The 24,422-nt window shown below is 65.0% G+C and carries 17 protein-coding genes; 4 read left to right on the top strand and 13 right to left on the bottom strand.

What is annotated here, in order from left to right; genetic code table 11:
* Positions 1–21 precede the first annotated feature (21 nt).
* From E1956_RS37340 to E1956_RS37370, 7 genes are all read right to left on the bottom strand, one after another.
* Positions 22–1,767, bottom strand: a complete 1,746-nt coding sequence (locus tag E1956_RS37340; protein WP_134758381.1) for a fumarate reductase/succinate dehydrogenase flavoprotein subunit — start codon at positions 1,765–1,767, stop codon at positions 22–24.
* Positions 1,764–2,546 carry a GntR family transcriptional regulator gene (locus E1956_RS37345; RefSeq protein WP_134758382.1) on the bottom strand — a complete coding sequence of 261 codons (783 nt, stop codon included), beginning with the start codon at positions 2,544–2,546 and terminating at the stop codon, positions 1,764–1,766. The genes E1956_RS37340 and E1956_RS37345 overlap by 4 nt, the downstream gene beginning before the upstream one ends.
* 71 nt (positions 2,547–2,617) lie before the next feature.
* A complete protein-coding gene (locus E1956_RS37350) occupies positions 2,618–4,111 on the bottom strand; it encodes a flavin-containing monooxygenase (protein ID WP_134758383.1) in 1,494 nt (497 codons plus the stop codon).
* 34 nt (positions 4,112–4,145) lie between these two features.
* A complete protein-coding gene (locus tag E1956_RS37355; RefSeq protein WP_134758384.1) occupies positions 4,146–5,567 on the bottom strand; it encodes a long-chain-fatty-acid--protein ligase in 1,422 nt (473 codons plus the stop codon).
* On the bottom strand, positions 5,567–7,048 hold the full coding sequence (locus E1956_RS37360) for an acyl-CoA reductase (RefSeq protein WP_134758385.1): 1,482 nt from the start codon (positions 7,046–7,048) through the stop codon (positions 5,567–5,569). The genes E1956_RS37355 and E1956_RS37360 overlap by 1 nt, the downstream gene beginning before the upstream one ends.
* Positions 7,048–8,274 carry an alpha-hydroxy acid oxidase gene (locus E1956_RS37365; protein WP_134758386.1) on the bottom strand — a complete coding sequence of 409 codons (1,227 nt, stop codon included), beginning with the start codon at positions 8,272–8,274 and terminating at the stop codon, positions 7,048–7,050. The genes E1956_RS37360 and E1956_RS37365 overlap by 1 nt, the downstream gene beginning before the upstream one ends.
* A gap of 37 nt (positions 8,275–8,311) precedes the next feature.
* Positions 8,312–9,928 carry a thiamine pyrophosphate-binding protein gene (locus E1956_RS37370; RefSeq protein WP_167760253.1) on the bottom strand — a complete coding sequence of 539 codons (1,617 nt, stop codon included), beginning with the start codon at positions 9,926–9,928 and terminating at the stop codon, positions 8,312–8,314.
* A 196-nt stretch (positions 9,929–10,124) separates the two neighbouring features.
* On the opposite strand from E1956_RS37370, the gene E1956_RS37375 reads away from it, so the two are divergent.
* On the top strand, positions 10,125–11,153 hold the full coding sequence (locus E1956_RS37375; protein ID WP_134758388.1) for a C-terminal binding protein: 1,029 nt from the start codon (positions 10,125–10,127) through the stop codon (positions 11,151–11,153).
* A gap of 92 nt (positions 11,154–11,245) precedes the next feature.
* On the top strand, positions 11,246–12,367 hold the full coding sequence (locus E1956_RS37380) for a helix-turn-helix transcriptional regulator (RefSeq protein ID WP_134758389.1): 1,122 nt from the start codon (positions 11,246–11,248) through the stop codon (positions 12,365–12,367).
* Between the two features lie 145 nt (positions 12,368–12,512).
* Here E1956_RS37380 and E1956_RS37385 read toward each other — a convergent pair whose 3' ends face one another.
* The gene (locus E1956_RS37385; protein ID WP_134758390.1) at positions 12,513–14,114 is read right to left on the bottom strand and encodes an APC family permease; all 1,602 of its coding nucleotides are present in this window, start codon (positions 14,112–14,114) and stop codon (positions 12,513–12,515) included.
* Positions 14,115–14,565: 451 nt separating this feature from the next.
* Here E1956_RS37385 and E1956_RS37390 point away from each other — a divergent pair, with 451 nt between their 5' ends.
* A complete protein-coding gene (locus E1956_RS37390; protein ID WP_133198001.1) occupies positions 14,566–15,030 on the top strand; it encodes a (2Fe-2S)-binding protein in 465 nt (154 codons plus the stop codon).
* Between the two features lie 109 nt (positions 15,031–15,139).
* The gene (locus E1956_RS37395) at positions 15,140–17,296 is read left to right on the top strand and encodes a xanthine dehydrogenase family protein molybdopterin-binding subunit (RefSeq protein ID WP_232072422.1); all 2,157 of its coding nucleotides are present in this window, start codon (positions 15,140–15,142) and stop codon (positions 17,294–17,296) included.
* A gap of 91 nt (positions 17,297–17,387) precedes the next feature.
* Here E1956_RS37395 and E1956_RS37400 read toward each other — a convergent pair whose 3' ends face one another.
* From E1956_RS37400 to E1956_RS37420, 5 genes are all read right to left on the bottom strand, one after another.
* Positions 17,388–19,703 (bottom strand): ATP-binding response regulator, encoded by a 2,316-nt coding sequence (locus E1956_RS37400; RefSeq protein ID WP_232072363.1) that lies wholly within the window; start codon positions 19,701–19,703, stop codon positions 17,388–17,390.
* Between the two features lie 293 nt (positions 19,704–19,996).
* The gene (locus E1956_RS37405; RefSeq protein ID WP_134758393.1) at positions 19,997–20,653 is read right to left on the bottom strand and encodes an iron-containing redox enzyme family protein; all 657 of its coding nucleotides are present in this window, start codon (positions 20,651–20,653) and stop codon (positions 19,997–19,999) included.
* A gap of 37 nt (positions 20,654–20,690) precedes the next feature.
* Positions 20,691–21,074, bottom strand: coding sequence for a GNAT family N-acetyltransferase (locus tag E1956_RS37410; RefSeq protein ID WP_232072365.1), 384 nt, complete (start codon positions 21,072–21,074; stop codon positions 20,691–20,693).
* Between the two features lie 8 nt (positions 21,075–21,082).
* A complete protein-coding gene (locus E1956_RS37415; RefSeq protein WP_134758394.1) occupies positions 21,083–21,319 on the bottom strand; it encodes a hypothetical protein in 237 nt (78 codons plus the stop codon).
* Between the two features lie 336 nt (positions 21,320–21,655).
* The gene (locus E1956_RS37420) at positions 21,656–24,418 is read right to left on the bottom strand and encodes a UPF0182 family membrane protein (RefSeq protein ID WP_134758395.1); all 2,763 of its coding nucleotides are present in this window, start codon (positions 24,416–24,418) and stop codon (positions 21,656–21,658) included.
* Between the last annotated feature and the right edge of the window lie 4 nt (positions 24,419–24,422).

The following is a 24,422-nucleotide window of genomic DNA, read 5'->3' on the forward strand; positions in this document are numbered from 1 at the left end:
GTGATGCGCGCGAGTGTGGGCTCAAAGCGCTTCTACGGTTTCGGGCGCGTGCTCGCGCTGGATCCGCATGCGGTCGTAGGCGCCCAGCTCCGCCTCGCTCACCGGCACGACGTAAGGTGCAATGGCGCGCTGCTCGCAGCGCATGCCGCCGCTTGCGTCCTTGCGCAGATCGGTGTGGCAGAACCAGTTGGCGTCGTCGCGCTGCGGATAGTCGACGCGGTGGTGATAGAGCCCCCAGCGGCTCTCGGTGCGAAACAGCGACGCGCGCGCGGCCATTTCCGCGCAATCGCGAATCGCGCGCACTTCGGCTGCGCGCATGAGCTCGTGCGGGTTGTTGGCCTTGATCGCGCCGATGTCCTCGGCGATCTCGTCGAAGCGTTGCAGGCCGATCTCCATCTTGCGTGTGACCTTGGGCGGCTGCAGATAGTCGTTCACCATGCGCCGCAGCTTGTATTCGACCTGAGCGGGCGCGAGGCCGTGCGTGCGCTCGAGCGGCGCGTGAATGCGCGTGCGCTCGGCGTCGATTTGCGCGTGGTCCAGCGGCGCGTGCTCGCGCTCCGCTACATAGCTGGCGGCGTCGTCGCCCGCGAACCAGCCATAGGTGAACGCGCCGAGCATATAGTTGTGCGGCACGGCGGCCATGTCGCCCGCGGCATAGAGGCCACGCACCGTGGTGCGCGCCCGCGAGTCGACGTACACGCCCGATGCGCTGTGCCCGCTGCAAAAGCCAATTTCGGAGATGTGCATCTCGACCATCTGCGTGCGGTAATCGGTGCCGCGTCCCGCGTGGAAGCGTCCGCGGCTCGGGCGCTCGTTGGTGTGCAGAATCTGCTCGATGGTCTGGATGGTTTCCTCGGCGAGATGGTCGAGCTTCAGGAACACGGGGCCGTTGCCGCTTTGCAGTTCCCGATAGAACTCCCACATCATCTGGCCGCTCCAGTAATCGCATTCGATGAAGCGCTCGCCCTTGCCGTTGGCGGTGAAGCCGCCGAGCGGGCCCGTCACGTAGGCGCAGGCCGGGCCGTTATAGTCCTTGATGAGCGGGTTGATCTGGAAGCACTCTAGATTCGTGAGCGCGGCGCCGGCGTGATACGCCATCGCATAGCCGTCGCCCGCGTTGGTGGGGTTCTCGTACGTGCCCATCAGATAGCCGGAGGCTGGCAGCCCCAGGCGCCCGGCCGCGCCGCAGCAGAGGATCACGGCCTTGGCGCGCACGACCACGCATTGCGCCGTGCGGCAGTCGAAGCCCATCACGCCGCACGCGGCGCCCTGTGCGTCGGTGAGCACGCGCGTGGTCACGATGCGGTTGGTGATGGCCACGCGCGCGCGTTTGAGCTGGCGGTAAAGCACTTTCTTGATGTCGTGGCCTTCGGGCATGGGCAGCACGTAGGCACCCATGTGATGGACCTTCTTCACCGCGTAGTCGCCGTTGCCGTCTTTTTCGAACTTCACGCCCCAGCGGTCGAGCTGCTCGATGGTCGCGAAGCTGTGCTTCGCATAGGCGTACACGGCCTCCTGATCGACGATGCCGTCGTTGGCGATGGTGATCTCGCGCGTGTATTGCTCGGGCGTGGCGTGGCCCGGAATCACGGCGTTGTTCAGGCCGTCCATGCCCATCGAAATCGCGCCGCTGCGCTTGACGTTGGCCTTTTCGAGCACCAGCACCTTGAGCGCGGGATTGCGCTCCTTCGCCTTGATGGCCGCCATGGGGCCGGCCGTGCCGCCTCCTATCACGACGATGTCGTATTCGAGTATTTCGGTGTTCATGGTGTTGTCCTCACGGAATCTTCGTCTATGTGCGCGGCTTTCTCGCGATCGATGCGCAGGCGGTACTGGAACGCGTCGCCGCGAAAGTAGAGGTATTCGTAGTCGATGGGCGTGCCGTGCGCGTCGTGCGTGGTGCGCTCGATGCGCAGCACCGGGCTGTCTTGCGGCACGCGCAGCGCATCGGCGATTTCGTCGTCGGCGAGCATGGCGTCGATCGACACGTCGGCGTGGCCGAGCGCGACGCCGCAGTCGTTCTCCAGAATCAGGAAGATGTCGCGTGTGGCCAGATCGGCGCTGGCCAGACGCTTGCCGAGCGCCTCCGGCACCCACGTGAGCTCGAGCGAGACGGGCTCGCGATTGAGCAGGCGCACGCGATGGATTTCGGCCACGCTCGCGCCTTCGGGAAGATTCAGCTTCTGTGCGACGTGCCGATCGGCCTTGACGATGCGAAAGTAACGAAGCTGGTTGACGATCTCATGGCCCATCGACGACATGGCTTCCGCGAAGCCCTGCAGCGAGGTCACGTTCTGAAATGCCTTGGGCTTCGAAACGAAGGTGCCTTTGCCGTGCAGCCGGAAGACGAGCCCTTCCTTCTGCAGGTCGCCGAGCGCCTGGCGCACGGTGATGCGGCTCACGTCGAACATCGCGCACAGCGCGTGCTCGGAGGGCATCTGGCTGTGCGGCGCGTAGGTGCCGTCGAGAATGCGCGCGCGCAGTGTCTCCTTGATCTGGGCGTAGAGCGGCTGAGGCGCGAGCGCGATGGGATTCGTTGCGGGCATGATCCACTTGTTATGACAAGATGGATCGCAGTGTAATCAGCCCCCTCGCGGGGGCCAACGAAGCATTTCTGCTAACTATTTTCCACGAGCGTGCGTTGCTTCTGTTCGAAGGCGGAAAGATCCGGGGCCGCCATGACATCGCGAAAGCGGGCGTAGTTCCAGGGCCAGCTCGCGGGCACGCCTTCCGCGTCGAGATACCAGCTGTTGCAGCCCGAGGCGAAGATCGTGTTCTTGGCGGCCGCGAGGCGGGTGGCCTCATAGGCATCGAGCGCGTCCTGCTTCACGGAGATTTCCGCGCACTCGCCGCTGCGCAGCAGGTCGAGCAACTGCGCGATGTAGCCCCATTGCTTCTCCGCCACGTCGATCAGCGAGAAGTTGCCGACGGGGCTCGTCGGGCCGTTGAGCATGAAGAGATTCGGAAACTCGGGGATCGCGATCGCGAGGTACGCGTGGGGCCGCTTGGCCCACACGTCGTCGAGATGCCGGCCGTCGCGTCCGGTGATCTGCATCGGCCGCATGAAGCGGTCTGCATGGAAGCCCGAGGCCAGCACGAGCACGTCGAGCTCGTGCACGGTGCCGTCGCGCGTGAGTACGCCTTCGTGGGTGACGGTCTCGATGCCTTCGGTCACCAGTTCGGCGTTCGCATGCTGGATCGCCTGATAGTAGTCCGGCGAGAAGATCAGGCGCTTGCAGGCGGCCCGATAGTTGGGGCGCAGCTTCTCGCGCAGCACGGGGTCCGGCACGCTGCGCTCGAGGTTCTCCAGCACGATCGATTCGATGAAGGCGATTTCAGGCGAAGACGCATCGGCCACGGCCGTGGTGAAGCGCTCCACGTTGGCGAGATAGGTCTCGTCGTTCTGCATGCGCTTGAGCAGCGCCGGATCGTCGCGAAATGCCTGCTTCTGCTCTTCGGTGAACGCGGGGTTTTCCACCGGCATGATCCATTGCGCGGTGCGCTGGAAGTGCTTGAGCTTGCCGGCGCGGCTCGCCAGCGCCGACACCAGCTGCACGCCGGTCGAGCCGTTGCCGACGATGCCGATGCGCTTGCCGTCCAGCGGCACCGAGTGATCCCAGCGCGCGCTGTGCAGCACGCGCCCGCCGAAGTTCTTCAGGCCGGGAATGTCCGGCATGCGCGGGTGATGCAGCACGCCGGTGGCAGCGATGACCACGTCGGCTTCGTCGCGCAGGCCGCTGGCCGTTTCCAGATGCCAGCGCCCGTCGACGAACGCGCAGCGGGTCACTTCCTGACCGAAGCGAATCAGTTCTTCCAACTTATATTTGCGGGTCGTGCTTTCGAAGTAGCCCTGCACTTCGGCGCCCGGCGGCAGTTGGCGGGTCCACTCGGCGTTCGGCTCGAACGAGTAGGTGTACGCGTGCGAGGGGACATCGCAGGTCAGGCCCGGATAGGTGTTTTCGCGCCACGTGCCGCCTACGCGCTCGGCCTTTTCGTAGATCGTCACGTTGCGGTATCCGGCTTCGAGCAGCTTGATGCCGCTCAGGATGCCCGACATGCCCGCGCCGAGCACGACGATGCGCAGATCGGAGTTGGAGGTGTTGTTCGTCATGATTGTTGTGTGTCCTTGTTCAGGGTAATTCGCATCAGGATTGCGTCGACGAGAGCAGGAACTCGACGGCGCGGTCGTGCGCTTCGGGTGCGCCGGCGCAATTGATCTTGTCGGTGCCGCCTTGCTGTTCGCTGTAGCGGCGTACGGTGCCCTCGATCCAGGGACCGTGGCGTCCGCATTCGCAGGGCGCGTCCCAGCCGCCGAGCGTGACTTCGTCGCCGCTGACGAGGCCGCCCCAGTAGCTGTCGGGGAGCAGGTCGAGGTAGGCGAAGCGGCCGGTCTGGCGGCCTTCGCGCGGCAGGGCCTTGCCGGTTTCGGGGTCCAGCACGAACGGCACGAGCACGGGCGGTACGTGATAGCGGCCGTGTTCGCAGCGCGGGCAACTGACCATCAGCTCGCTCATGCTGTAGAACTCGAACACGCGCTCGAAGCCGAGGAACGAGAAGATCCGTTCGCGGTAGTCGTCGGGGAGCGCGCGTCCCTTGTTGCCGCCGCCGCTCATCAGCACGCTGCCCGGGCCGAAGGCCGCGCGCACGCCCGAGGCCAGCGCTTCCTCGGCCCACTCGGAGAGGATCGGCCAGACGGCGAACAGGCAGATGTCCTGGCCGCCGAAGCGCTGGATCGCCGTGTCGAGGAACTGCTTCATGCGCTGCGGGCGCGCCTGTTCGCGCGCGGCGAATTCCTCGCGCCGCGCGAGCAGCGCCGGCGAGAGCTCCAGCCGGCCCTGCTCGCCGCGCGCTTCCGCGGCGCGCAGGCGGCCTGCCAGCGAGGCGATATCGGCGCTGAAGTATTCGTCCGGATAGAGGAACAGCGCGTTGTCGTCGCCGCCGGCCCAGCGCTCGACCATCTGCGCGACGCCGCGATAGGTTGCGCCCGCGCCGTGCCGATAGCCGGGCTGCACCATCGGCATGCGCGCGCGGGACAGGTCGGGGCCGGAATCCGCGCCGTGCCAGTCGCGCACGCAATGCGTGGTCAGCCGGTTCGTCTCGATCCATTGCGCTGCCGTGCGCGGCACGAACGAGAGCTTGCCGCTCGTGCCGAACGTGTGCAGCACGCGCAGGTCCGTGCTGTCGTCGAGCCGCTTGATCCAGGCGTCGATGCTGTCGATGCCGGCATGATCGACGCGGCTCAGGTCGCATGCGGTGAGGCCGCCCAGCCAGCGCGTCAGCCGCTCGAACTGGCCGCGCTCGATGATCGAGAACGGATACGACTTGTAGACCGTATGGGGAAACAGCAACGGCACCACGTCGTCGAGCGACGCGATGCGCTCGATGCCCTGTTCCTCGGCGAGCTTGCGCAGCACGGGAATGCGCTCGCGCAGCGCGTCGAAGCGCCGTTGCGCGCCCTGGAGGTGAACCGCGTCGAGTTGCTCGCGCGTGAGGCGAAAGCCGTCGTCATAGCGCGCGTCGAGACAGGCCTTCGGGTCGTGTGTCAGGTTTTCCGCAAGCGTGGACATCAGGACTCCTGTGTGGATTGAGCGCCAACGGCGAGTTGCTCGAGCATCGTGGCGTCGCTGGTCTGCTCGACGATCCACTTGCACATGCGCCGCACCGGCTCGATGCCGTCCTGCGGCGTGGCGGCATCCTCGAAGATCGCGGCGGCGCCGAGCGACACGAGCCGCTGGGCGCCCTGGAAGGCGAGACGGTCGCGCAAGCGGACTTTCAGCGCTTCGGGGTAGATGCCGATCGTCTGCGTGTAGGCGTTGACCGAGCGCACGGCCACGTCCACGTCGTCGACCGGCACGAGGTTCGCGACCCGGCAGGCGAGGGCGCGCGCGAAGTCGACCGGAGCGTCCGTGCGCGAGACGATGATCGCGCCTTCGTTGCGGCGGCCGCCGAACACCACGTATTCATCGCCGGCAAAGCGCAGGCCGTCGATCTCGTCCTTGAGCGCCGTGTCGAACGCCTTGTGCGGCGTGCTCAGGTGCGGAGGCAACTGCTGCAGCGCTTCGAACGTGAGGCGGCCGAGCTGCTCGATGCGCGCAAGGCCGGCTTCGTCCGTGCCCGAGACCACGTAGGCCACGCGCGCGTTCACGCAGCCTTCCTGGTTCATTGCGCCGATGTCGAGGGCGAGGCGCAGCGCGACGTGCCGAAGCGTTTCATCGCTCGCGAACGCTTCCGCGCCAATGAGCGTCGCGCTGTGCTTGGGATCGAGCGTGATCAGGTCGAGCCCCGGTTGCAGGTAGCGGGAGATGTGCTTGATGCTCGCGAAGCCGCCCCACGCGACGATCTTCTCCACGGCGCGCGGATCGTAGATTTCGCGCTCCACGCGCTCATCGCCGCCTTTCCAGTACACGACGCTCAGATGCCGCGTGAGCGGATGATCAGGCGCCATGTCGACCATCGTCTGCGCAATCGCGGTGGCCGTGAGCGGATCGTTCGACGGCGTCTTGACGATGGCGTCCGAGCGCGTGAACGCATTGCGGATCACCGTGCCTACGCCCACCATCGGCACGTTGCCGGCGATCACGTGCACGCAGCGCGCGCCGAACGCGCGGATGCGCGTGGGCTCGCCCGCATGCACGGTGGACGGTTGCGGCACCCATCCTTCCAGATAGTCGATGCCCACGAGCCGGTCTGCCGTTTCGCGCACCACGGCGGGCAGAAACGATGCGGGAATCGCCTCATAGAATGCGCGCAGGATCGGCTCGGAGAGGCCGGAAGTGCGTCGCGACAATTCAAATGCCGCTTGCAGGTGCGCGTTGCGGTGGATGTCCAGGCGCTCGCCGAGGCGCGCGAGGTACGCGACGATATCCTCGAAGCGCAGCGCATGCAGATCGGCCATCTGCGAGGGATTGCGCAGCAGCAGGCGGGGCAGGTGCGGGATCACGTCGGGCACGGTGAAGCGCACGCCATCGTGGCGCCCGCCGAACTCCAGAGCGCAGTCGTCCAGCACCTGGCCGCGAATGACAATCGGCACGCGAAAGGTCGTGGGCATCAAATGACTCCTTCAAGCAGAGGGGAGGTCGTTGCGGGTGACTGCGAGTTGGCCCGGCGGTGGAGGACACGCGCATCCACGGTCTCGATGTCCGGCGTGCCGAGCAGCGCCAGCGCGCGGTCGATCTCCTGGCGCAGGATCTCCAGTGCCCGTGCCGCGCCCGACTCGCCGCCTGCTGCCACGCCGTACAGGCCATTGCGTCCCGTCATCACGGCCGTGGCGCCCAATGCTCTGGCTTTCACGACATCCACGCCGCGGCGTACGCCGCCATCGAGCAGGATGACGGCCTCGGGGCCGAGCGCGTCTCGTATCGCCGGCAGGACCTCGAGCGGGCTGACCGCGCCGTCGAGCTGGCGGCCGCCGTGGTTGCTGAGGATCACGCCATCGGCGCCATGGCCGATGGCACTGCGCGCATCCGCCGCCGAGAGGACGCCCTTGACCAGCAGCCTGCCGGGCCAAAGCGAGCGCAACCACTTCAGGTGTTCCCAGTTGACCGAGGGGTCCATGTTGCGTCCGAGCGCGACCATGTCGTCGACGACGGTCGCGGCATCGGGGGGCGCCAGTTCGCGCAGGTTGGCAAAGCGCGGCAGGCCGCCGTGCCGCGCGATGCGCCAGAGCCAGCGCGGGTGCGCGAGGACATCGAGGCGGTTGCGCAGCGTGAGCGCCATGCCGGCGCGATAGTTGCGCCGGTCCCATTCGCGGCCGCCGGAAACTTGCACGTCGGTGGTGAGCACGAGCGCCTCGAACGATGCCGCTTGCGCACGCGCGACCAGGCGGCGGATGAAGTCGCGGTCCCGCACCCAGTACAACTGCATCCACAGTCTGCCGCCGGCCTCGCTCGCCACTTCCTCGAGCGGCACGTTGGAGGCCATGCTCAGGGTGAACGGCACGCCGGCTCTCGCGGCGGCCCGCGCGAGCGCGACATCGGCGCGCTCGCTCAGCAAGCCGTTGAAGCCTGTCGGGGCGACCACGAGCGGGGCGGCCACGGAGCGCCCGAACAAGTCGACCGCCAGGGATCGGTTCGATACGTCGACCAGCGTCGACGGGACCAGCGCCAGATTCGCGAAAGCATGCCGGTTGCGATGCAGCGTGACTTCGTCCTCGGCACCGCCGTCGACGTATTCGAAGAGGAAGCGCGGCAGACGCCGTCGCGCCATGTGACGCAAATCCTCGATGGTGAGCGCGCGCGCAAGATCGCCGCCCGCGTAATGACGTCTGCCGTTCATTGTGTCTCCGGGATTCGCCATGGTCGGTCCGCCCGCGTCAGCCGAACATGCGGATGGGTTCGAGGCTGTCGAGGTCGATCTCGATCAGATACGGCCCGTCCACGGCCAGCGCCGTTTCGAGTGCGTGGGCAAAGGCATCGGCCGAGCGGACCCGCGTGCCGGGCATCCCCATGGCGGCAGCCAGCGCGACGAAGTCCGGCGTATGCAGCTCGACCGCGTACGGCCGTCCGGTGGTGACGCGCTGCAAGCCCTTGAGCACGCCGTAGCCGCTGTCGTTGAAGACGCACAGCACGAGCGGCGCGTGCGTTTGCACCGCGGTGGCGATTTCCGCGAGATTGAGCATCACGCCGCCGTCGCCGTGGATAACCAGCGTCTTCTTGCCGGTGCCGAGGGCCGCGCCGATCCCGAGCGGCAGCGCAGGGCCGATCGCGAGCGAGGTGCTGTAGTGAGCGAGGCGCGGGCCGCGGATCGCCAGCAGGTAGTTGCCCCACGTGTTGGCGGTGATGGTGGCGTCGCCGACCACCGGGCTGTCCGCGGGGAGCCGGGTCTCGATCGTCTCGACGATGCGCTGGTGATCGGGCCCGATCATCCGGCTCACGGTCTGCTGCAGCGTATGGCGCACCTCGTTCGCGAGCGCGGCGAACGGGCCATCCACGTCGATAGGGGCAACGCGTTTCAGCAAGCCCTCGACGGCGAGCCGGGCATCGGCCACCACGGCCAGCGCGGCCGGATAGTTGCGGCCGATCACGCCCGCATCGGCGTCGATGTGGACGAGGTTCTTCGGCATCGGCTGCTGCCAGTACTGGCTGGCGAGCGCCTGAAAGCGCGTGCCGATCGCGAGCACGAGGTCCGCTTGCGAGAGCAGGTCGTTGAAGGCCGGTAGATGGGTCTGGCACCCGACGTAGAGCGGATGGCCGGCCGGCAGCACGCCGCGCCCATTGACGCTGCTCACGACCGGCGCGCCAAGGCGCTCGGCCAGCTCGCGCACGGCATCGGCGGCGTTCGCGCTGACGCAGCCGCCGCCGACCCAGAGCAAGGGCTTGCGGCTCTCGGCGAGGCGCCGGGCCACGGCGTCGAACTGCGCCTCGTCGGCGGGCAGCGGTGGCGGGGCCGTGTACGCATAGGTCTCGTGCGGCAGCGGCGCCAGCAAGAGATCGGTGGGAATCTCCACCGCACCCGGTTGCGGGCGTCCCGTGCCGATGTCGGCGATCACGCGATGGATCGTCGCGGCGATGTCGCGCGCATGCAGCACCCGTTCGCTGCGCCGCGTGACCGTGCGCAGCATCGCGAGTTGCTGGTCGGCGTCGTGGATAAAGCCCTTGCCCTTGCCCAGATAGCGCGTATCGATTTGAGTCGTGAGCAGCAGCACCGGCGAGGACGCGAAGCCGGCCTCGTACAGGCCGTTGACGGCGTTGACCGTGCCGGGCCCCGTGCTGACGATCGCGACGCCGAGCTTGCCGGTGGCGCGTGCGTAGCCATCGGCCGCGTGCACGGCCCCTTGCTCGTGGCGCGTGCCGACGACGCGAATGTCGCCGTGGCGGCACAAGGCATCGTAGAGGCCGAGGTTGTGCTGGCTCGGGATGCCGAAGACGCACGATACGTCCGCGGCCTTCAGCGCGTGGTAGACGGCATCGCCGCCGGTCATCGTCGCCATGGAAACGTCCTGGGTGGAAGGAGCTTCCACGATGCCAGCGCGCGGCGAGGCGGGCATCGGACAAATGGACTAGACGCGGCCCGGCGGCGTCAAGCGTCTAGTGCATTTGGACGATGGACGAGCCCGCGGCGGGCGGCGATGATGCCCCGACCGGTCAATCAGACAACCAGACAACGGGGACAGGAGCGCGCCGCACATGCTGAAGATCGTCCAGACGCTTGCGATGGATGGCGCCCGCGTGACGCCAGCGCAATACCTCCCCGCGTTCGCGGCGAGGCAGGTGGAAGCCGATTTCCGGGTCGTGCACTGCACGAGCGAGGATGAGCTGATTGCCGCCTGCGCCGACGCGGACATCGTGTTCGGGCAATGCAGTGTCCAGCGGTTCAGCCGGCGCGTGCTCGCCTCGCTGCGGGCGTGCCGGATGATCGTGAGCATGGGCATCGGCTTCGAGAATCTCGACCGCGAAGCGGCCAGCGAGGCCGGCATCGTCGTGGCCAACGTGCCCGACTTCTGCCTGGAGGAAGTGGCCGATCACGCGCTCGCGCTGATCCTCGCCTGCACGCGGCGGGTCGTGGCCCTGCATGGCTCGGCGCGGGAAGGGGGCGGTGGCGACGCCATTCAGCGCTTGCGTCAGCATCATTGGCCGCGCATGCGCCGGCTGCGCGGACGCACGCTTGGCCTCGTGGGCTTCGGCGCGATTGCGAGGGCCGTGGTTCCGCGCGCGGCGGGCTTTGGCCTGAACGTCATCGCTTGCGACCCGTATGTCGATGCGGGCGCGATGGCGCTGGCCGGTGTCGGTGCCGTTTCTCAGGACGAACTGCTGGCCCATGCCGACATCGTCTCGCTGCACGTGCCGCTCAACGACGGCAACCGGCATCTGCTGGGCGCCGTGGCCTTTGCGCGGATGAAGCCTGGGGCCATCGTCATCAATACGGGGCGGGGCGGACTGATCGACCACGCGGCGCTGAGCATCGCGTTGCGCGACGGCATCGTCGCGGCCGCGGGACTCGACGTGACCGAGCCGGAGCCGCTGCCGCCGGAGCACGATCTGTGGAGCCTGGATCAGGTGGTCATCACACCGCATTCGGCGGGGATATCGCCGGAAGCGATGAGCGCGCTCGTGCAGCGGCCGTGGCAGGAGACCCTGCGCTTGCTCGACGGCGAGTGGCCGGCCGGATGGATCAATCCGGAGGCCCAAGCGGCGTATCAGGCCAGGTGGCGCTGAGCGTGTCGAGCATGGGCGTGTTCCTGCTTCGCGCGGATCGGCTGGATCGTGCCGCTGGCGGTTTCACCGGCCATCGTTGATTGTCTGCGCCCATGGCCCAACACCTCGTCCGCCTGATGGACGCCTTGTTCGCAAGCACACTGGACACCCCGCCGTGGACCGCGTTCCTCGAGGCGCTGGGGCGCGACATGCCGTGCCAGCATCCCACGCTGGTGTTGCGCAAGCCGCGTCCGGGCGACCCGGGCGTGGTCGTGTCGGCCGACGCGCATACCGATGCGATCGTCGCGCTGCAAGAGCGCGTGTTCCGCGATTCGCCGTTTCTGGAGCTGGCGCAGGGCGAGGTCTGCATCCTCAGCCAGATGATGAGCCCGGCCGAGCTGGCACGGCGCTTTCCGGTCTACCACGCGTATCTGCACGAGCACGGCGACGTGATCGACCTGATCGGGCTCGATCTCGCGGACCCTGCTACCGGGATGATCTTCCGCTTGCGCGGCGCGCGCCGGCAAGGCGAGGCGCGTTTTGGCAAGGCGGAGCGCGGGTTGCTGGAAGCGCTGGCGCCGCGCCTGCAAACGGCCTTCGCGATCTATGCGCGCCTCGCGCATCAGCAGTATCGGTTGCGCGTGCTCGACGACACGGCCGAGCAGTTGACGGTGGGCTGTCTCGTGTTGAACGAGGACGGCCGGGTGCTGCTGAAAAACGCGGTGGCCGACCGGTGGCTCGAGCAACAGGATGGATTTGCGCTCCGGGAAGGGACGCTGCATTGCACGGATAGCCAAAGCGAACGGGCGATGCGCCACGCGCTCGCCACGGTGCTTGCCGCCGGCGATGCGGCGCAGGGCGCTTCTCAGGTGTTCCGTGCGGCTCGCGGCGGCGGCGCGCAGTCATGGAGCGTGCTGTGCCGGCCGCATTGCGTGCGCGCGGGCCTCGGCGACAAGACCACGGCAGCCGTGCTGGTGCTGATACGTGATGCCAACCAGCGCCCTGAAATTTCCGTAGGCGTGCTGATCGAATTGTTTCGCCTCACACGGGCGGAAGCCGTGCTCGCCACGCGTCTGGTGCAGGGGGAAAGCGTCAAGGAGGCGGCGGCGTCACTGGGGATTTCCCACTACACCGCCCGCGCGCAGCTTGCGGCCATCTTCGGCAAGACCGATACGCATCGGCAGCCGCAACTGGTCAGCCACATTCTGCACACGGTGCACAATCTCTGGCCGTGAGGCGATGCGCGGGGAGGCGGCTCACTGGCTGCCTCGGCCGAAATCGGCACCGCGCGCAACGTCAGCGGCGCCGATGACTGGCAACAGTAGGCGGCCGGTGCGCGAGCGCTTCGCGCGCCGCGCATGGGCCGCCCGATGAGGCGTATCAGGCCTCGGAGACGGAGGGCAGTGCTTCGAGCTCGGCGAGCTTTTCGCGTTCGTCCAGGTACTGCGAACGATAGCCCGAGTTCACGCCCCAGTAGTAGACGCCGAGCGAGATGATTGCGACCACCAGCATGTCCCAGCCGTAGGGAATGACGTCATAGCCGCCGAACTGCTTGCTGCCGATCAGCGAGAGAACCGCCATCACCGGCAGGTAGGCGCACAGCCACCAAGCGGCCTTCAGGTCGCGGCCCCAGCCGGCCCAGCCCGCCTTGCCCTGGAAGTAGAAGTACACCGGCAGCGCCACGACCATCAGCAGAATGATTTCGCCGGTCAGCGGCCACTTCGCCCAGTACAGGATCATCGACGCGCACACGAACGCGAACGGGGCGATCACGTTCATGAACGGCACGGAGAGCGGGCGTTCGAGGTCCGTTGCGGCGCGCTTGAGCGCCATCAGGGCGATCGGGCCGGTGAGGTACGAGATGACCGTCGCCACCGAGATCACGGCCGCGAGCGAGCTCCAGCCGCGGAAGAAGAACATGAAGATGAACGAGACGAGCAGGTTGAACCACATCGCGTTGCGCGGGACACCGTAGAACGGGTGCACGTTGCCGAACATCTTCGGCATCGTGTTGTTGCGCTCCATCGCGTAGATCATGCGCGAGGTCGTGGCCATGTAGGTCGTACCGGTGCCGCTCGGGCTCACGAACGCGTCCACGTAGAGCAGGATCGCCAGCCAGTTCAGGTTCAGCGCGATCGCGAGTTCAGCGAACGGCGACTTGAAGTTGAAGCTGTTCCAGCCTTTCATGACATCCGTGGGGCTGACCGCGCCAATGTACGCGACTTGCAGCAGCACGTAGATCACGAGCGCGCAGAGGATCGAGCCGATCACCGCGAACGGCACGCTCTTCGACGGATTGCGTGCTTCGCCTGCGAGATTGATCGGGCTCTGGAAGCCGTTGAACGCGAACACGATGCCGCTCGTAGCCACGGCCGTGAAGACCGCCGACCAGCCATAGGGCGCGAAGTCGGTCGATTGACCGAAATTCTCGTGATGGAAGCCGGCAGCCATCAGACCGGCAATCGTGAGACCGGGAATGATGAACTTGAAGATCGTGATGACGCTATTGGCGCGCGCGAACAGTTTCACACCCCAGTAGTTGAGCATGAAGTAGATGATCACGAGCAGCGCGGAGAGGAACAATCCCGATGAAGTGAGCTCGCCGTTCACGAACAGCGCGTGCGCCCAGGGGTAGGGCCAGGTGCTCATGTACTGGATCGAGGCTTCGGCTTCGATGGGGATCACCGAGACGATGGCGATCCAGTTGGCCCAGGCGCTGATGAAGCCTACGAGCGCGCCGTGCGAGTAGCGCGCGTAGCGGACCATGCCGCCCGATTCGGGGAACATCGCGCCGAGTTCGGCGTAAGTGAGCGCAATCGCGAGAATGACCACGGCGCCGATGATCCAGGCGCAGATGGCGGCGGGACCGGCGATCTTGGCAGCCTTCCACGCGCCGAACAGCCAGCCCGAACCGATGATCGACCCGAGGCCGGTGAACATCAGCGCGAACGGGCCGATATGTCGTTTAACAGAACTACTCACATCGTCTCCTTATCTCCAGACTCGCAAGGTATCGCTGCGACTTGCGTCCGATCCTTGTTCTCGTCACACGCATTTTCGCCACGCCTTTCAATGCATGTATGCGCATTGAAAGGCCGAGTGCGGCCAGGTGGCTACCAATGCCGAAGGCGGATACTCGTGCGACTTGCCCTGGTGCGTCCAATGCTGAATACACATAGCGCCATGCGAAAATTGCATGATGAACATAACAGGGGGAATATAAAGGGAGATTCGCATGCGCTTCACGCGCATGGAGTCGTGTCGAACGTATGCATATTCATTTAATTCGCTCGCGTGTTCAGGACGATCAGGCAAAAGAAGCGGATTTTTCGGCATGGCCCGTTGTACTCGCCTTGCATAAACTCGTTGAATTCATGTTCGTCCGCTCGAGCCGGACGTCGCCACCCTCACAGCACAGAAAAGGCCGAACGACATGGTACAGATTGTGGTGAATGGTCAGCGCCATCAATTCGATGGCGATCCCGAGATGCCCTTGCTCTGGTATCTGCGCGATGAGCTCGGGCTCACGGGCACGAAGTTCGGTTGCGGCATGGCGCTGTGCGGCGCATGCACGGTGCATCTCGATGGCGAGCCTACGCGCGCGTGCGTGACTCCGGTCGGCTCGCTGCAAGGCCGCAGCGTGACGACGATCGAGGCCATCCACGAGCAGAAGGTGGGGGCCGCCGTGCAGGCCGCGTGGATCGAGGCGCAGGCGCCGCAATGTGGCTACTGCCAGTCGGGGCAGGTGATGTCGGCGGTGGCGCTGCTCGCGACGAAGCCCAGTCCCACCGACGCCGACATCAACGACGCGATGAGCGGCAACATCTGCCGCTGTGCGACCTATCAGCGGATTCGCGCGGCGATCCATCATGCATCGGAGGCGCTCAAGCATGCGTGACACGATCCGTGGCGAAGGCGCGGCACAAGGCGGGGCCGCTCAATCAACGGTGCAAACCCTCGGCGATGGCGCGCGCGCGACGCTCACGCGGCGCCAGTTCCTTGCCGGCATGTCGGCGCTGACGCTTGCCGTCGGGTTCCGCGGTGGGCTCGCGGTGGCGGCGTCGCTCGATTCCGCGAAACTGCCGTTCGAGCCCAATGCGTTCATCCGCGTGGATGCGAACGGGATGGTCACGGTGGTCTCCGAGTATCTGGAGATGGGCCAGGGCACCTTCACGGGCCTGGCCACGCTGGCCGGCGACGAGCTCGACGTGCCGCTCGGCAAGGTGACAGTCGTGGCCGCGCCGGCCGACGTCAAGAAGTACGCGAACCCCATGTTCGCTTCGTTTGGCTGGACGCTGCAGGCCACCGGCGGCAGCACGGCGATGGCGGGCGCCTGGAAGCAGATGCGCGAGGCCGCGGCGGCCGCACGCATGATGCTGGTGGCCGCCGCCGCGAAGGCGTGGAAAGTGGACGCCGCCACACTGCATGTCGAGGACGGCACGATCGTGCACGCCGCATCGGGACGCCGCGCGGGCTACGGGCAGTTCGTTGCCGCCGCCGCGCGCGAGAGCGTGCCGGCAAACGTGGTGCTCAAGCAGCCCGGCGAATTCAAGCTGATCGGCAGTCCCACGACCCGCCGCGTCGATGTCCCGGCGAAGGTGAACGGCTCGGCGATCTATACGCAGGACATCAAAGTACCGGGCATGCTGGTGGCCGTCATTGCGCATCCCCCGCGCCTGGGCGGCAAGGTCCAGCACGTGGATGCGAGCCAGGCGAAGGCGATCAAGGGCGTGGTCGCGGTGGTCGAGGTGCCCGGCGATGGCGAAGTGCAGGGCGGTGTGGCCGTGCTCGCGCACAACACCTGGGTGGCCCGCCAGGGCCGCGACGCGCTGAAGATCGTGTGGGACGACAGCCATGCCTTCGCGCTGAGCTCCGAGGACATCTACAAGCAGTTTCGCGCGCTCGCCGACCAGCCTGGCGTAGTCGCGGAAAGCCGCGGCACGGTGCTGGCCGCAGCGCCCGACGGCGGCAAGTATCTTGAAGCGGTTTATGAGCAGCCCTATCTTTCGCACGCGACCATGGAGCCGCTCAATTGCCTCGTGCGTCTGCAGGGCGGCCGCTGCGAGATCTGGAACGGCGAGCAGTGGCACACGGGCGACCAGGCGATGGCCGCGCAGGAGCTCGGGTTGAAGCCCGAGCAGGTCACCATCCATCAGCTCTATGCGGGCGGCAGCTTCGGACGCCGCGCGAACCCGCACTCGGACTATGTGCGCGAGACGTGCCGCATCGTACGCGCGGCGCACGCGCAAGGCATCGACGCGCCGATCAAGCTCGTGTGGATGCGCGAAGACGACATGCGCGCGGGCTACTACCGGCCGCTCACGGTCCACAAGGTCCGGGTCGCTGTCGACAAGGCCGGCAACCTCGTGTCGTGGAATCACGATGTGGTCGGGCAGAGCTTCATGCAGTTGCCGAAGCCGGATTCGGTCGATCCCGTGCTCGTCGAGGGCGCGGCCGACATTCCCTATGACATCCCGAACTTCAAGGTCACACAACATGCGCCGAAGCTGCCGGTCCAGACCCAGTGGCTGCGCTCGGTCGGCCACACCCATGCCGCCTTCGTCGGCGAGACCATGATGGACGAAGCGGCGCGCGCAGCCGGCAAGGATCCCTATGCATTTCGTCATGCGCTGCTCGCGGCCAAGCCGCGCCATCGCGGCGTGCTCGACCTCGCGGCGCAAAAGGCGGGCTGGTCCACGCCGCTCTCGGCCGGGCCGCAAGGGACGCGGCGCGGCCGGGGTATTGCGCTGCAACTCGCGTTTGGGACCTATGTCGCGCAGGTGGCCGAAGTGACGGTGCAGCAGGACGGTTCGTTTACGGTCGACCGCATCGTCTGCGCGGTCGATTGCGGGACGGTGGTCAATCCGGATATCGTCGCCGCGCAGGTGGAAGGCGGGATTGGCTTCGGGCTCACGTTCCTGCGAGCCGGCATCACGTTCGACAAGGGGCACGTCATGCAGGGCAATTTCAACGACTACCCCGTGCTGCGCATGAATGGCATGCCGGTGGTCGAAGTGCATATTGTGCCGTCGAAAGAGCCGCCCACCGGCATCGGCGAACCCGGCGTGCCGCCGGCCGCGCCCGCGGTCGCGAATGCGCTTGCTGCCGCCACTGGCGCGACCATTCGCGCGCTGCCGCTCGGCGATACGCTGCGCCCGGCCTGATGCGCGCCGAAGCTGCCGCGCCGGGCTCGCGCGCGGTCAGCGGTTTTTCACGGGAGATTGCGCGGGCGCGAATTGGGATTCGGGGATTCGATCAAGACCTTAGAGCCGGGCATTCCCGCTCCAGCATCTGAACGGTCTGCGCCATGACGTTCCTGAGCTCGCCGAGCCAGTTTTCTTCCGCTGGCCAGCGGCGTTCGTCGGCCACCGGCACGTAGAAGCGCCTGACCAGCCGGTGCAGCGCTGCGCCCCCGATATTGGCGCTAACGCCGAGCAGCGAATGCAACGCCTCGTGCGCGTCGCCCAGGTCGTTCGAGACAACGCTTGCGTCGATCCGGTCGAGCAGGGCGTCGAGCGTCAGCAGGTAATCGCCCAGCAACTCCATGAGCAAACCGTCGCTTTTCAATTCCTGAAGACGTTCTGGATCGAGGAAGGCTTCGACGCGAACAGAGGAGCCGTGGTCTCCGGCCCCTGGCTTGTCCACGGTGGCCGAGGTCGATGCCGGCGACTGCGGGTCCGTCACGCCAGAACCCAGGTGCTGGCTCAGCTTCTCGAACAGAATCGAGCCGCGCACCGGCTTGGTCATCACATCGTTCATGCCTGCGTTCAACGCCGATTCCACGGTGACGGCATCCGAGTAACCGGTCAACGCAATGACCGGTATCGTGCCAACCTCCCCTGACCAGGCACGGATCGCCTGGGTCGTTTCGAAGCCGCTGAGCCCGGGCATGTTCAGATCGAGCAAAATGACATCGCATCGCTGCCCGTCGGCAATCATGTCGAGCACGGCCTGCCCATGGTTCGCCTCGATGACCCGCATGCCGTATTTTTCCAGCCAGCCGCGTGCGATGCGCCGGCCATATTCGTCGTCGTCGGCGAGGATGGCCGTCTTGCCTGCCAGCACGGCGCCATCGGCAGCCGGCCGCTCGAGGCAGGATTGCAACGCCCGCACAAGCTCGGCGTGTTTGCACGGCTTGGAGATCATGCCCGACATGCCCGCTCTCTCGATCTTCATGCGCACGAGGTGCGGTGGCTCGCTGGTGCAGGCGAGGACCGGCACAGACTGGTGCCCGGGAACCGCCCCGCTGCGCAGCAGCGCCGTGGCGGCATAGCCGTCGAGCACGGGCATGCGCAAATCCATCACCACGAGGTCGTAGTGCGCCTGCCGCATACGGTCAATCGCACTTTGGCCGTTGTTCGCCTCGTCGATCTCCATACCCAGGCCGGTCAGCTGCATGCGCATCGTATCGCGCTGCATGGCGTCGTCGTCGACAATCAGAATCCGCTTGCGCGCAAGCACCGCGAGCGAGCCTCGCACAAGGGCTCGGCCCGGCTCGTCCTTGACGGCTTGTGCCGCGCGCGGAAACCGCAGCGTAAACCGGGTGCCTTTCCCTTCGACCGAGTCGCAGACAATATCGCCATTGAACGCGGACATGACCCGTTTGCAATAAGCGAGACCCAGGCCCGTGCCACCGACCTTGCCCGAGGTCTGGAACGATTCGAACAGGCGCGGCAACACGGTTTCCGGTATGCCCGGGCCGGTATCGGTCACGAAGACCTGGTGCTGATCCACGGTCACGACGAGCTTCATGTCGGGATAAAGCCGGTGGTAATAGAGGGCGTTCTTGAAGAGGTTGAACAGGACGAAGATAAAAAGCGTTTCTTCGCCGCGGAAGGTGAAATCGTCGATGACCGAGAGCGACACGATCTCTCGCTCTTCTTCCGTTTCGTACGCGTACTCGGCCAGCGCTTTTTGAACCGCATCCGATGCGCGAATGAGCGCAAACCGGTTGGTATCGATGGCCTTGGCGTTCACCTCGTCGAGCGTCATCGCAATGACCTGCAGGCCACGCTCAACGGCGAGTTGGCCCTGTGACAGATAAGCGTACAGGTCGTTGATCTGCTTGCGCGCCATGGGCTGCATGCTGGGGGCCGTCGTGGGCTCGGGTAGCGCCCGGCTTGCCATATCGAGGCTGTACTGGATACGGCTCAGCGGCGTACGCATTTCATGGGCGATCGACCCTGCCAGGGCGGTCGCGACACGCAGCTTGGCATCCTGCAGTTGTCGTTCCGAAAACTTGAACAGACTTCCGCCGACGACCACGAGAATGAACGTGGGCAAGCGTGCGACATAATCCACCGGCAAATGAGGGTCGGGCGTGGTCGCGACGTAAAGCGCCACGCCCAGGGCCGTCCCGAGGCACAGCATGGCGACCGTATTGCGCCAGTCCGTTAGCAGTACGAGAAAGAACACCGCCATGAAGCTATCGGCGATGAAGACGAGATCGCCGTGATTCTTCAGTGACATGTACACGTGGAAGAACGGCAAGCAGTAAAGCACCGCCGCGTATGACCACGCGAAGTAATATTTCCTCAGCCTGGCGGGCCAATACTCGGGCAGCGCCGTCACCGCACACGCAACCGATGCAATGAGCCTGATGGTCAGGCTCTCGCTCGGCTGCGGAAGAATACGTGTATAGATTAGATAGAAAAGCGGATATCCAACGGCACCCACGAGGCCGGCATATCGCAGCACGCCCTTCCTGTAGCTGTAATAGTCTTCGTAGCAGGCAAAGAGCTTGCGTAGATATTTCATTGGCGCGTGCATCCGGGTCGATGTCCGGGAAGCAGATTCAGGGGCCGGAGATCCATGTGAAGCGGGAGAGGCGCCGTGTGCTGCAACCGGCGCCTCCCGCGATGGGTTTAAGCGTGTCGCTGCGCGACCTGTTCCAGCATCTGGCCGGTGAGGAACAGCGTTGTCTCAGCAACCGATCGGACCAGCGCCTGCTCCGCTGGCGTCTTCGCATAGCGATCGATGCACTCTTCCACCTGAACAATGTGCTTCTTGTCGATCGTTGAGTGAGCAACGAAAAACGACATGTTCTTGTCCGTGAGCGAAAGATCGCTGCGAACCTTTCCGAGCACCTCGCCAATGTGCTCGTACACGCTTTCCGCCCAGAAGCTGTAGCCCAGTCGCGCAACGGCACCGTAGCGGAGTGCCACGAAGTACAGATAGCCGATCAACGCTTCTGTTGCCGGCAGCGGCGGGCGTGCCAGTAATTCCCTGTCGAGCAGGCCAATACTTTCGAGGTCGTGGGTGACCATGCGCTCGTGCCCGAGTTCGTCTGCGGCGTGGTGGTACGCAAATTTCAGCAGACCCTCCGGCGCGTTGACGAATGCCGTGGCGGCCTGATTCATCGAATTGTGCTTCGTGTAGTGATGAATCTCGACCATCAGGTCGCGATAAAACTCCCGGGATACCGGCTTCGACATCACGTGATCCCAGAACCGGCCGCGCCTGATTTGCGCCCAGTGCTGATTGACCGTTTCCCGCAGGGCGTGAATAAATTCGTTTTGCATCGCTTTCTTCCTTGTTTATATCTTTTCAGCGGTGTAATCAAACAATCGAAGGTCTGGCAGTATCGCCGCCCACCAAGGCTCTCGTCACATCCGCAAGCCCGCTGTGGATGAGCGTATAGGTCTTCTCGGTTCCAGCCAGCGGCACGTCTCTCGCGAGTGCCGAAAACCCGAATCTGCGATAAAGCCGGCTCAGCACATGCGAACAGGATGCATGGAAATTCTTGGCGTTGGAGTTCTCGCAGATAAAGCGCAGCGCCAGCACCGAGCATTTTTTTAACAGATCCTGGCCGTGCCGGTACGCGGGATCTAGCACGAGGCGGCCAATTTCCCAGCTGTCTTCCAGCAGCGAAGGATCGATGTCTACGCCTTTCTGCAGCTTTTCTGTTAGCGTGAGTTCATGCGTCATCGGCACGAAGCGCATTGTACCGATCAGCTGGCTGTCCAGTTCGAACGCGACGGAAATTCCGATGTCGTCTCTTTTTTTTCGTCCGTGTAGAAATGCGGATTCAGTCTCGCATGGACCGCAAGATCAATTTCTTGCCGCAAACGTTGCACTGCGCCGATTTCGGATGAGCTGCTGAGGTGCCGCACAACGAGCTCTTGTGGCTCGAGTGGCGGCGGCATGGCCGGTAAAGGATTTCGTACCTGAAACGTTTCCAGTAGCATGGTTTCCCCTTTTATTAAGCGAGCGCCAATAACGCCCCGGTTGTCCGGAGTTCGAGGCACCGCATGGTCGCGCCATTGTTGACGAATCGTAACGTGGTCGCGCCGCCCGCCTGAGCTGACAAGCCATCAGTCCCGGCTCGAGGATGCCCGATCCAAAATGGCCAGGGCATGGACCGCATTCGCCAATGCAGCCGGCATTACCACATTTAGAACAATAGCGCGCATATCTGCAAATAGCATCAATTTTTGAGGACATTGATGCTGTTTGCATAGTTTATGCATCGACAAAAGCTTTCAAACCGGATAGTTGCACCAGAGAGTAACACGTCCGCAAGGTCACTTCTGCGCGGCGGATTGGCCGGCACCGAGTGCTTCGAGCAGCGGCCGCAGGGCATCCAGTTCCGCGCCGAAGCCGCTCCAGTCTCCCGCCTTCAAGCGCTCGATGGCGCGGTCATAGTGGGCTAGCGCCTCGCGCGCGCGCGCGTCCACGGTGCCTTGCGGTGGCGATGCCGCCTGCGCGGTCTCCTTGAAGAGGGCCGCCAGCGCTTCAGCCAGGGTGTCCTCCATCACCACGCGGTCGCCGTAGGCGGCAATCACGCGCTTTAACTCCGGCAACTGACCGGACGCCGCGCGCAAATAGAGCGGAGACACATAAAGGATCGAGTTCTCGATCGGCACGACCACGAGATGGCCGCGAATGACGCGTGAGCCCATCTGATTCCACAGCGAGATCTGCTGCGAGATCTCGGTGTTCTGCTGAATGCGCGCTTCGATCTGAAACGGCCCATAGACCAGCTTGTCCTTCGGGAACGTATAGACGACGAGCTTGCCGTAGCCTGGGGAATCGCAACGCGCCGCCAGCCACGCAATCATGTTCTCGCGCTGGCTCGGCACCATCGGCAGCATGAGGATGAACTCGGCGCGTGCATCGCCGGGTAGCCGCATGATCGTGTAGTACGGCGGCATCGTGGTGGCGGCGCCCTCGCCATCCATGCCGACCAGCTCGCGGGGAAACTGCCACAGATCCTCGCGGTTATAGAAGACCTCCGGCACATCCATGTGGTAGGCGCGGTAGAGCTGCGCCTGAATCAGGAACAGATCCTCGGGGTAGCGGATATGCTGCCGCAGCGCAGGCGGCATCGCATCCAACGGCTTGAACACGCCCGGGAACGCGCGCTCGTAGGTGCGCAGGAGCGGATCGGCGGGATCGCTGACGTAGAAGTCGACCGTGCCGTTGTATGCGTCGACCACGACCTTGACCGCGTTGCGAATGTAATTGGCGCCGTTGCCGAAACCCGGCCGCGAGTAAGGAAACCAGCGGCTGACCGTGTAGGCGTCTTGTATCCAGAACAGCCGCCCGTTGCTTGCGACCACATAGGGGTCATGGTCCAGGCTCAGGAACGGCGCGAGGGTCCGTATGCGGTCCTGAATATTGCGGTGAAGCAGGATCCGGCTCTGGTCCGTGATATAGCCGCTCAGGAGGATGTTGGGATCGTCGAGTTGCCAGGCGAAGAGCGTGCGTCGCGCCGCACTGCCGATCGCGACGCCGTCGCGCCCGCTATACGTCGTGTAGGCATTGTCGGCGCCTTTGGGAAAGTCGAATTCAGCGACATTGCCGTTCACGATGACGTAATCCTGCCCGCTTTCACCGAAATAGAGACGCGGCTCGCGAATGACCGGGCCGCCGTTGGAGACGGGCGGAATATCGCGCAGATAAAAGGAGGGTAGGCCCTCGGTTGATTTCTCGGTAACGGGCGACATCACGACGCCAATGCCGTGCGTGAAGATCAGGTGCAAGTTCACCCAGGTTTGGGCGTTGGACGGCAGCATCGCGGGATCCAGTTCGCGTGCCGACAGCATCACCTGCCGGTAGCCGGAGTCGAGCTGATAGCGGTCGATGTCCACCGAAAGGAATTTGTAGTAAGTCCTGATCTCCTGCAATTGCGCGTAGGTGTCGAGCAGCGGTTGCACGTCCCATAGCCGGATGTTGTCGATGGTCGCCCGATTGGCCTGCAGCGAGTCGAGCGTCAATCCCTGTTCGGCTTCGAACGGTTTAACTTCGATCTTCGCGAGGCCGTAAGCCTCTCGCGTGAGCGCGATCGTGTGGGCGATATAGGGTGTTTCCAGTCTCAGCTCGCTCGGCTTGACATAGAAGCGCTGAAACAGCGAGGGATAGAGCACCGCGAACACAAATGAGCTGCCGAATACGAGCAGCACGAGCACGGCAGGCTGGAGATAGCTGCGTCGGCGCATGTTGATCCAGAGGGCGACGGCTGAGGCTGCGGCAAGGCCCACCAGCATCCACAAGACCGGCAACTCCACGTGCACATCGGTATAGCTCGCGCCGACCACTACGCCGTTGTCGCCATAGAGCAGCAGAAAGCGCTCGAGCCACCACGACCAGGCCTTCACCGCGAAGCACAAGCCGAGCAGTGCCGAGCCATGCGTGATGGCGGCGCGCGAGAGCGTCAGGGGCGGCCGCTCCAGCGCGATGTCGCCGCGCAGCCCGTAGACAGCACCCGCAACGATCGCACTCCAGAAGATCAGCCACAGCAGCCAGCTTTTGAGTGCGAGATACGCGGGGAGCGAGAAGAGATAGAAGCCGATGTCCCGCTCGAAAATGGGATCGCGCTCGCCGACCGGCACTTGATAAATGAAGCGAAGCGCGACGTCCCAGTTCGAGATTTCACTGGCGGCAATCATGAGCCCGAGGACAACCGCGGCGCAGGCGATGCTGAAGCGCCAGCGTATACGCGGCGCGACCAGTTCGGCCAGTTCCACCAGATCGCCGGTGAATTCCGTCGCGCCGGACGGTCGCGCTGCCTCCGCCGGCAAGATGGTGACGCCCCTCGCGTAACGATGCGCCAGAAGCCCCGAGAGCCCTAACGCGCATGCCGAGACGGCGAACACGGCGGCAAACAGCAGCGCTTTCGCGGAAAAGAGCGTCCAGAAAACGCCGCTATAGCCGATCGAAGCGAACCACAGCCAGTCGACGAGGACGCCGGTGATGCGTCCGACGACGATCACAGCGGCGACGATGGCTATCGCCGTGATTGCATACCGTCTCAGGCGCCTGCCGGGCTTCGCTCCCGAGCGCATAGTT

The sequence above is a fragment of the Paraburkholderia pallida genome (assembly GCF_004524855.1).
Lineage (GTDB): Bacteria > Pseudomonadota > Gammaproteobacteria > Burkholderiales > Burkholderiaceae > Paraburkholderia > Paraburkholderia oxyphila.

What these genes read in the sequence shown, in the direction of transcription:
- E1956_RS37340 (WP_134758381.1), bottom strand. Translation starts at nt 1,767, where the DNA reads ATGAACACCGAAATACTCGAATACGACATCGTCGTGATAGGAGGCGGC.
- E1956_RS37345 (WP_134758382.1), bottom strand. Translation starts at nt 2,546, where the DNA reads ATGCCCGCAACGAATCCCATCGCGCTCGCGCCTCAGCCGCTCTACGCC.
- E1956_RS37350 (WP_134758383.1), bottom strand. Translation starts at nt 4,111, where the DNA reads ATGACGAACAACACCTCCAACTCCGATCTGCGCATCGTCGTGCTCGGC.
- E1956_RS37355 (WP_134758384.1), bottom strand. Translation starts at nt 5,567, where the DNA reads ATGTCCACGCTTGCGGAAAACCTGACACACGACCCGAAGGCCTGTCTC.
- E1956_RS37360 (WP_134758385.1), bottom strand. Translation starts at nt 7,048, where the DNA reads ATGCCCACGACCTTTCGCGTGCCGATTGTCATTCGCGGCCAGGTGCTG.
- E1956_RS37365 (WP_134758386.1), bottom strand. Translation starts at nt 8,274, where the DNA reads ATGAACGGCAGACGTCATTACGCGGGCGGCGATCTTGCGCGCGCGCTC.
- E1956_RS37370 (WP_167760253.1), bottom strand. Translation starts at nt 9,928, where the DNA reads ATGGCGACGATGACCGGCGGCGATGCCGTCTACCACGCGCTGAAGGCC.
- E1956_RS37375 (WP_134758388.1), top strand. Translation starts at nt 10,125, where the DNA reads ATGCTGAAGATCGTCCAGACGCTTGCGATGGATGGCGCCCGCGTGACG.
- E1956_RS37380 (WP_134758389.1), top strand. Translation starts at nt 11,246, where the DNA reads ATGGCCCAACACCTCGTCCGCCTGATGGACGCCTTGTTCGCAAGCACA.
- E1956_RS37390 (WP_133198001.1), top strand. Translation starts at nt 14,566, where the DNA reads ATGGTACAGATTGTGGTGAATGGTCAGCGCCATCAATTCGATGGCGAT.
- E1956_RS37395 (WP_232072422.1), top strand. Translation starts at nt 15,140, where the DNA reads ATGTCGGCGCTGACGCTTGCCGTCGGGTTCCGCGGTGGGCTCGCGGTG.
- E1956_RS37405 (WP_134758393.1), bottom strand. Translation starts at nt 20,653, where the DNA reads ATGCAAAACGAATTTATTCACGCCCTGCGGGAAACGGTCAATCAGCAC.
- E1956_RS37410 (WP_232072365.1), bottom strand. Translation starts at nt 21,074, where the DNA reads ATGCGCTTCGTGCCGATGACGCATGAACTCACGCTAACAGAAAAGCTG.
- E1956_RS37415 (WP_134758394.1), bottom strand. Translation starts at nt 21,319, where the DNA reads ATGCTACTGGAAACGTTTCAGGTACGAAATCCTTTACCGGCCATGCCG.
- E1956_RS37420 (WP_134758395.1), bottom strand. Translation starts at nt 24,418, where the DNA reads ATGCGCTCGGGAGCGAAGCCCGGCAGGCGCCTGAGACGGTATGCAATC.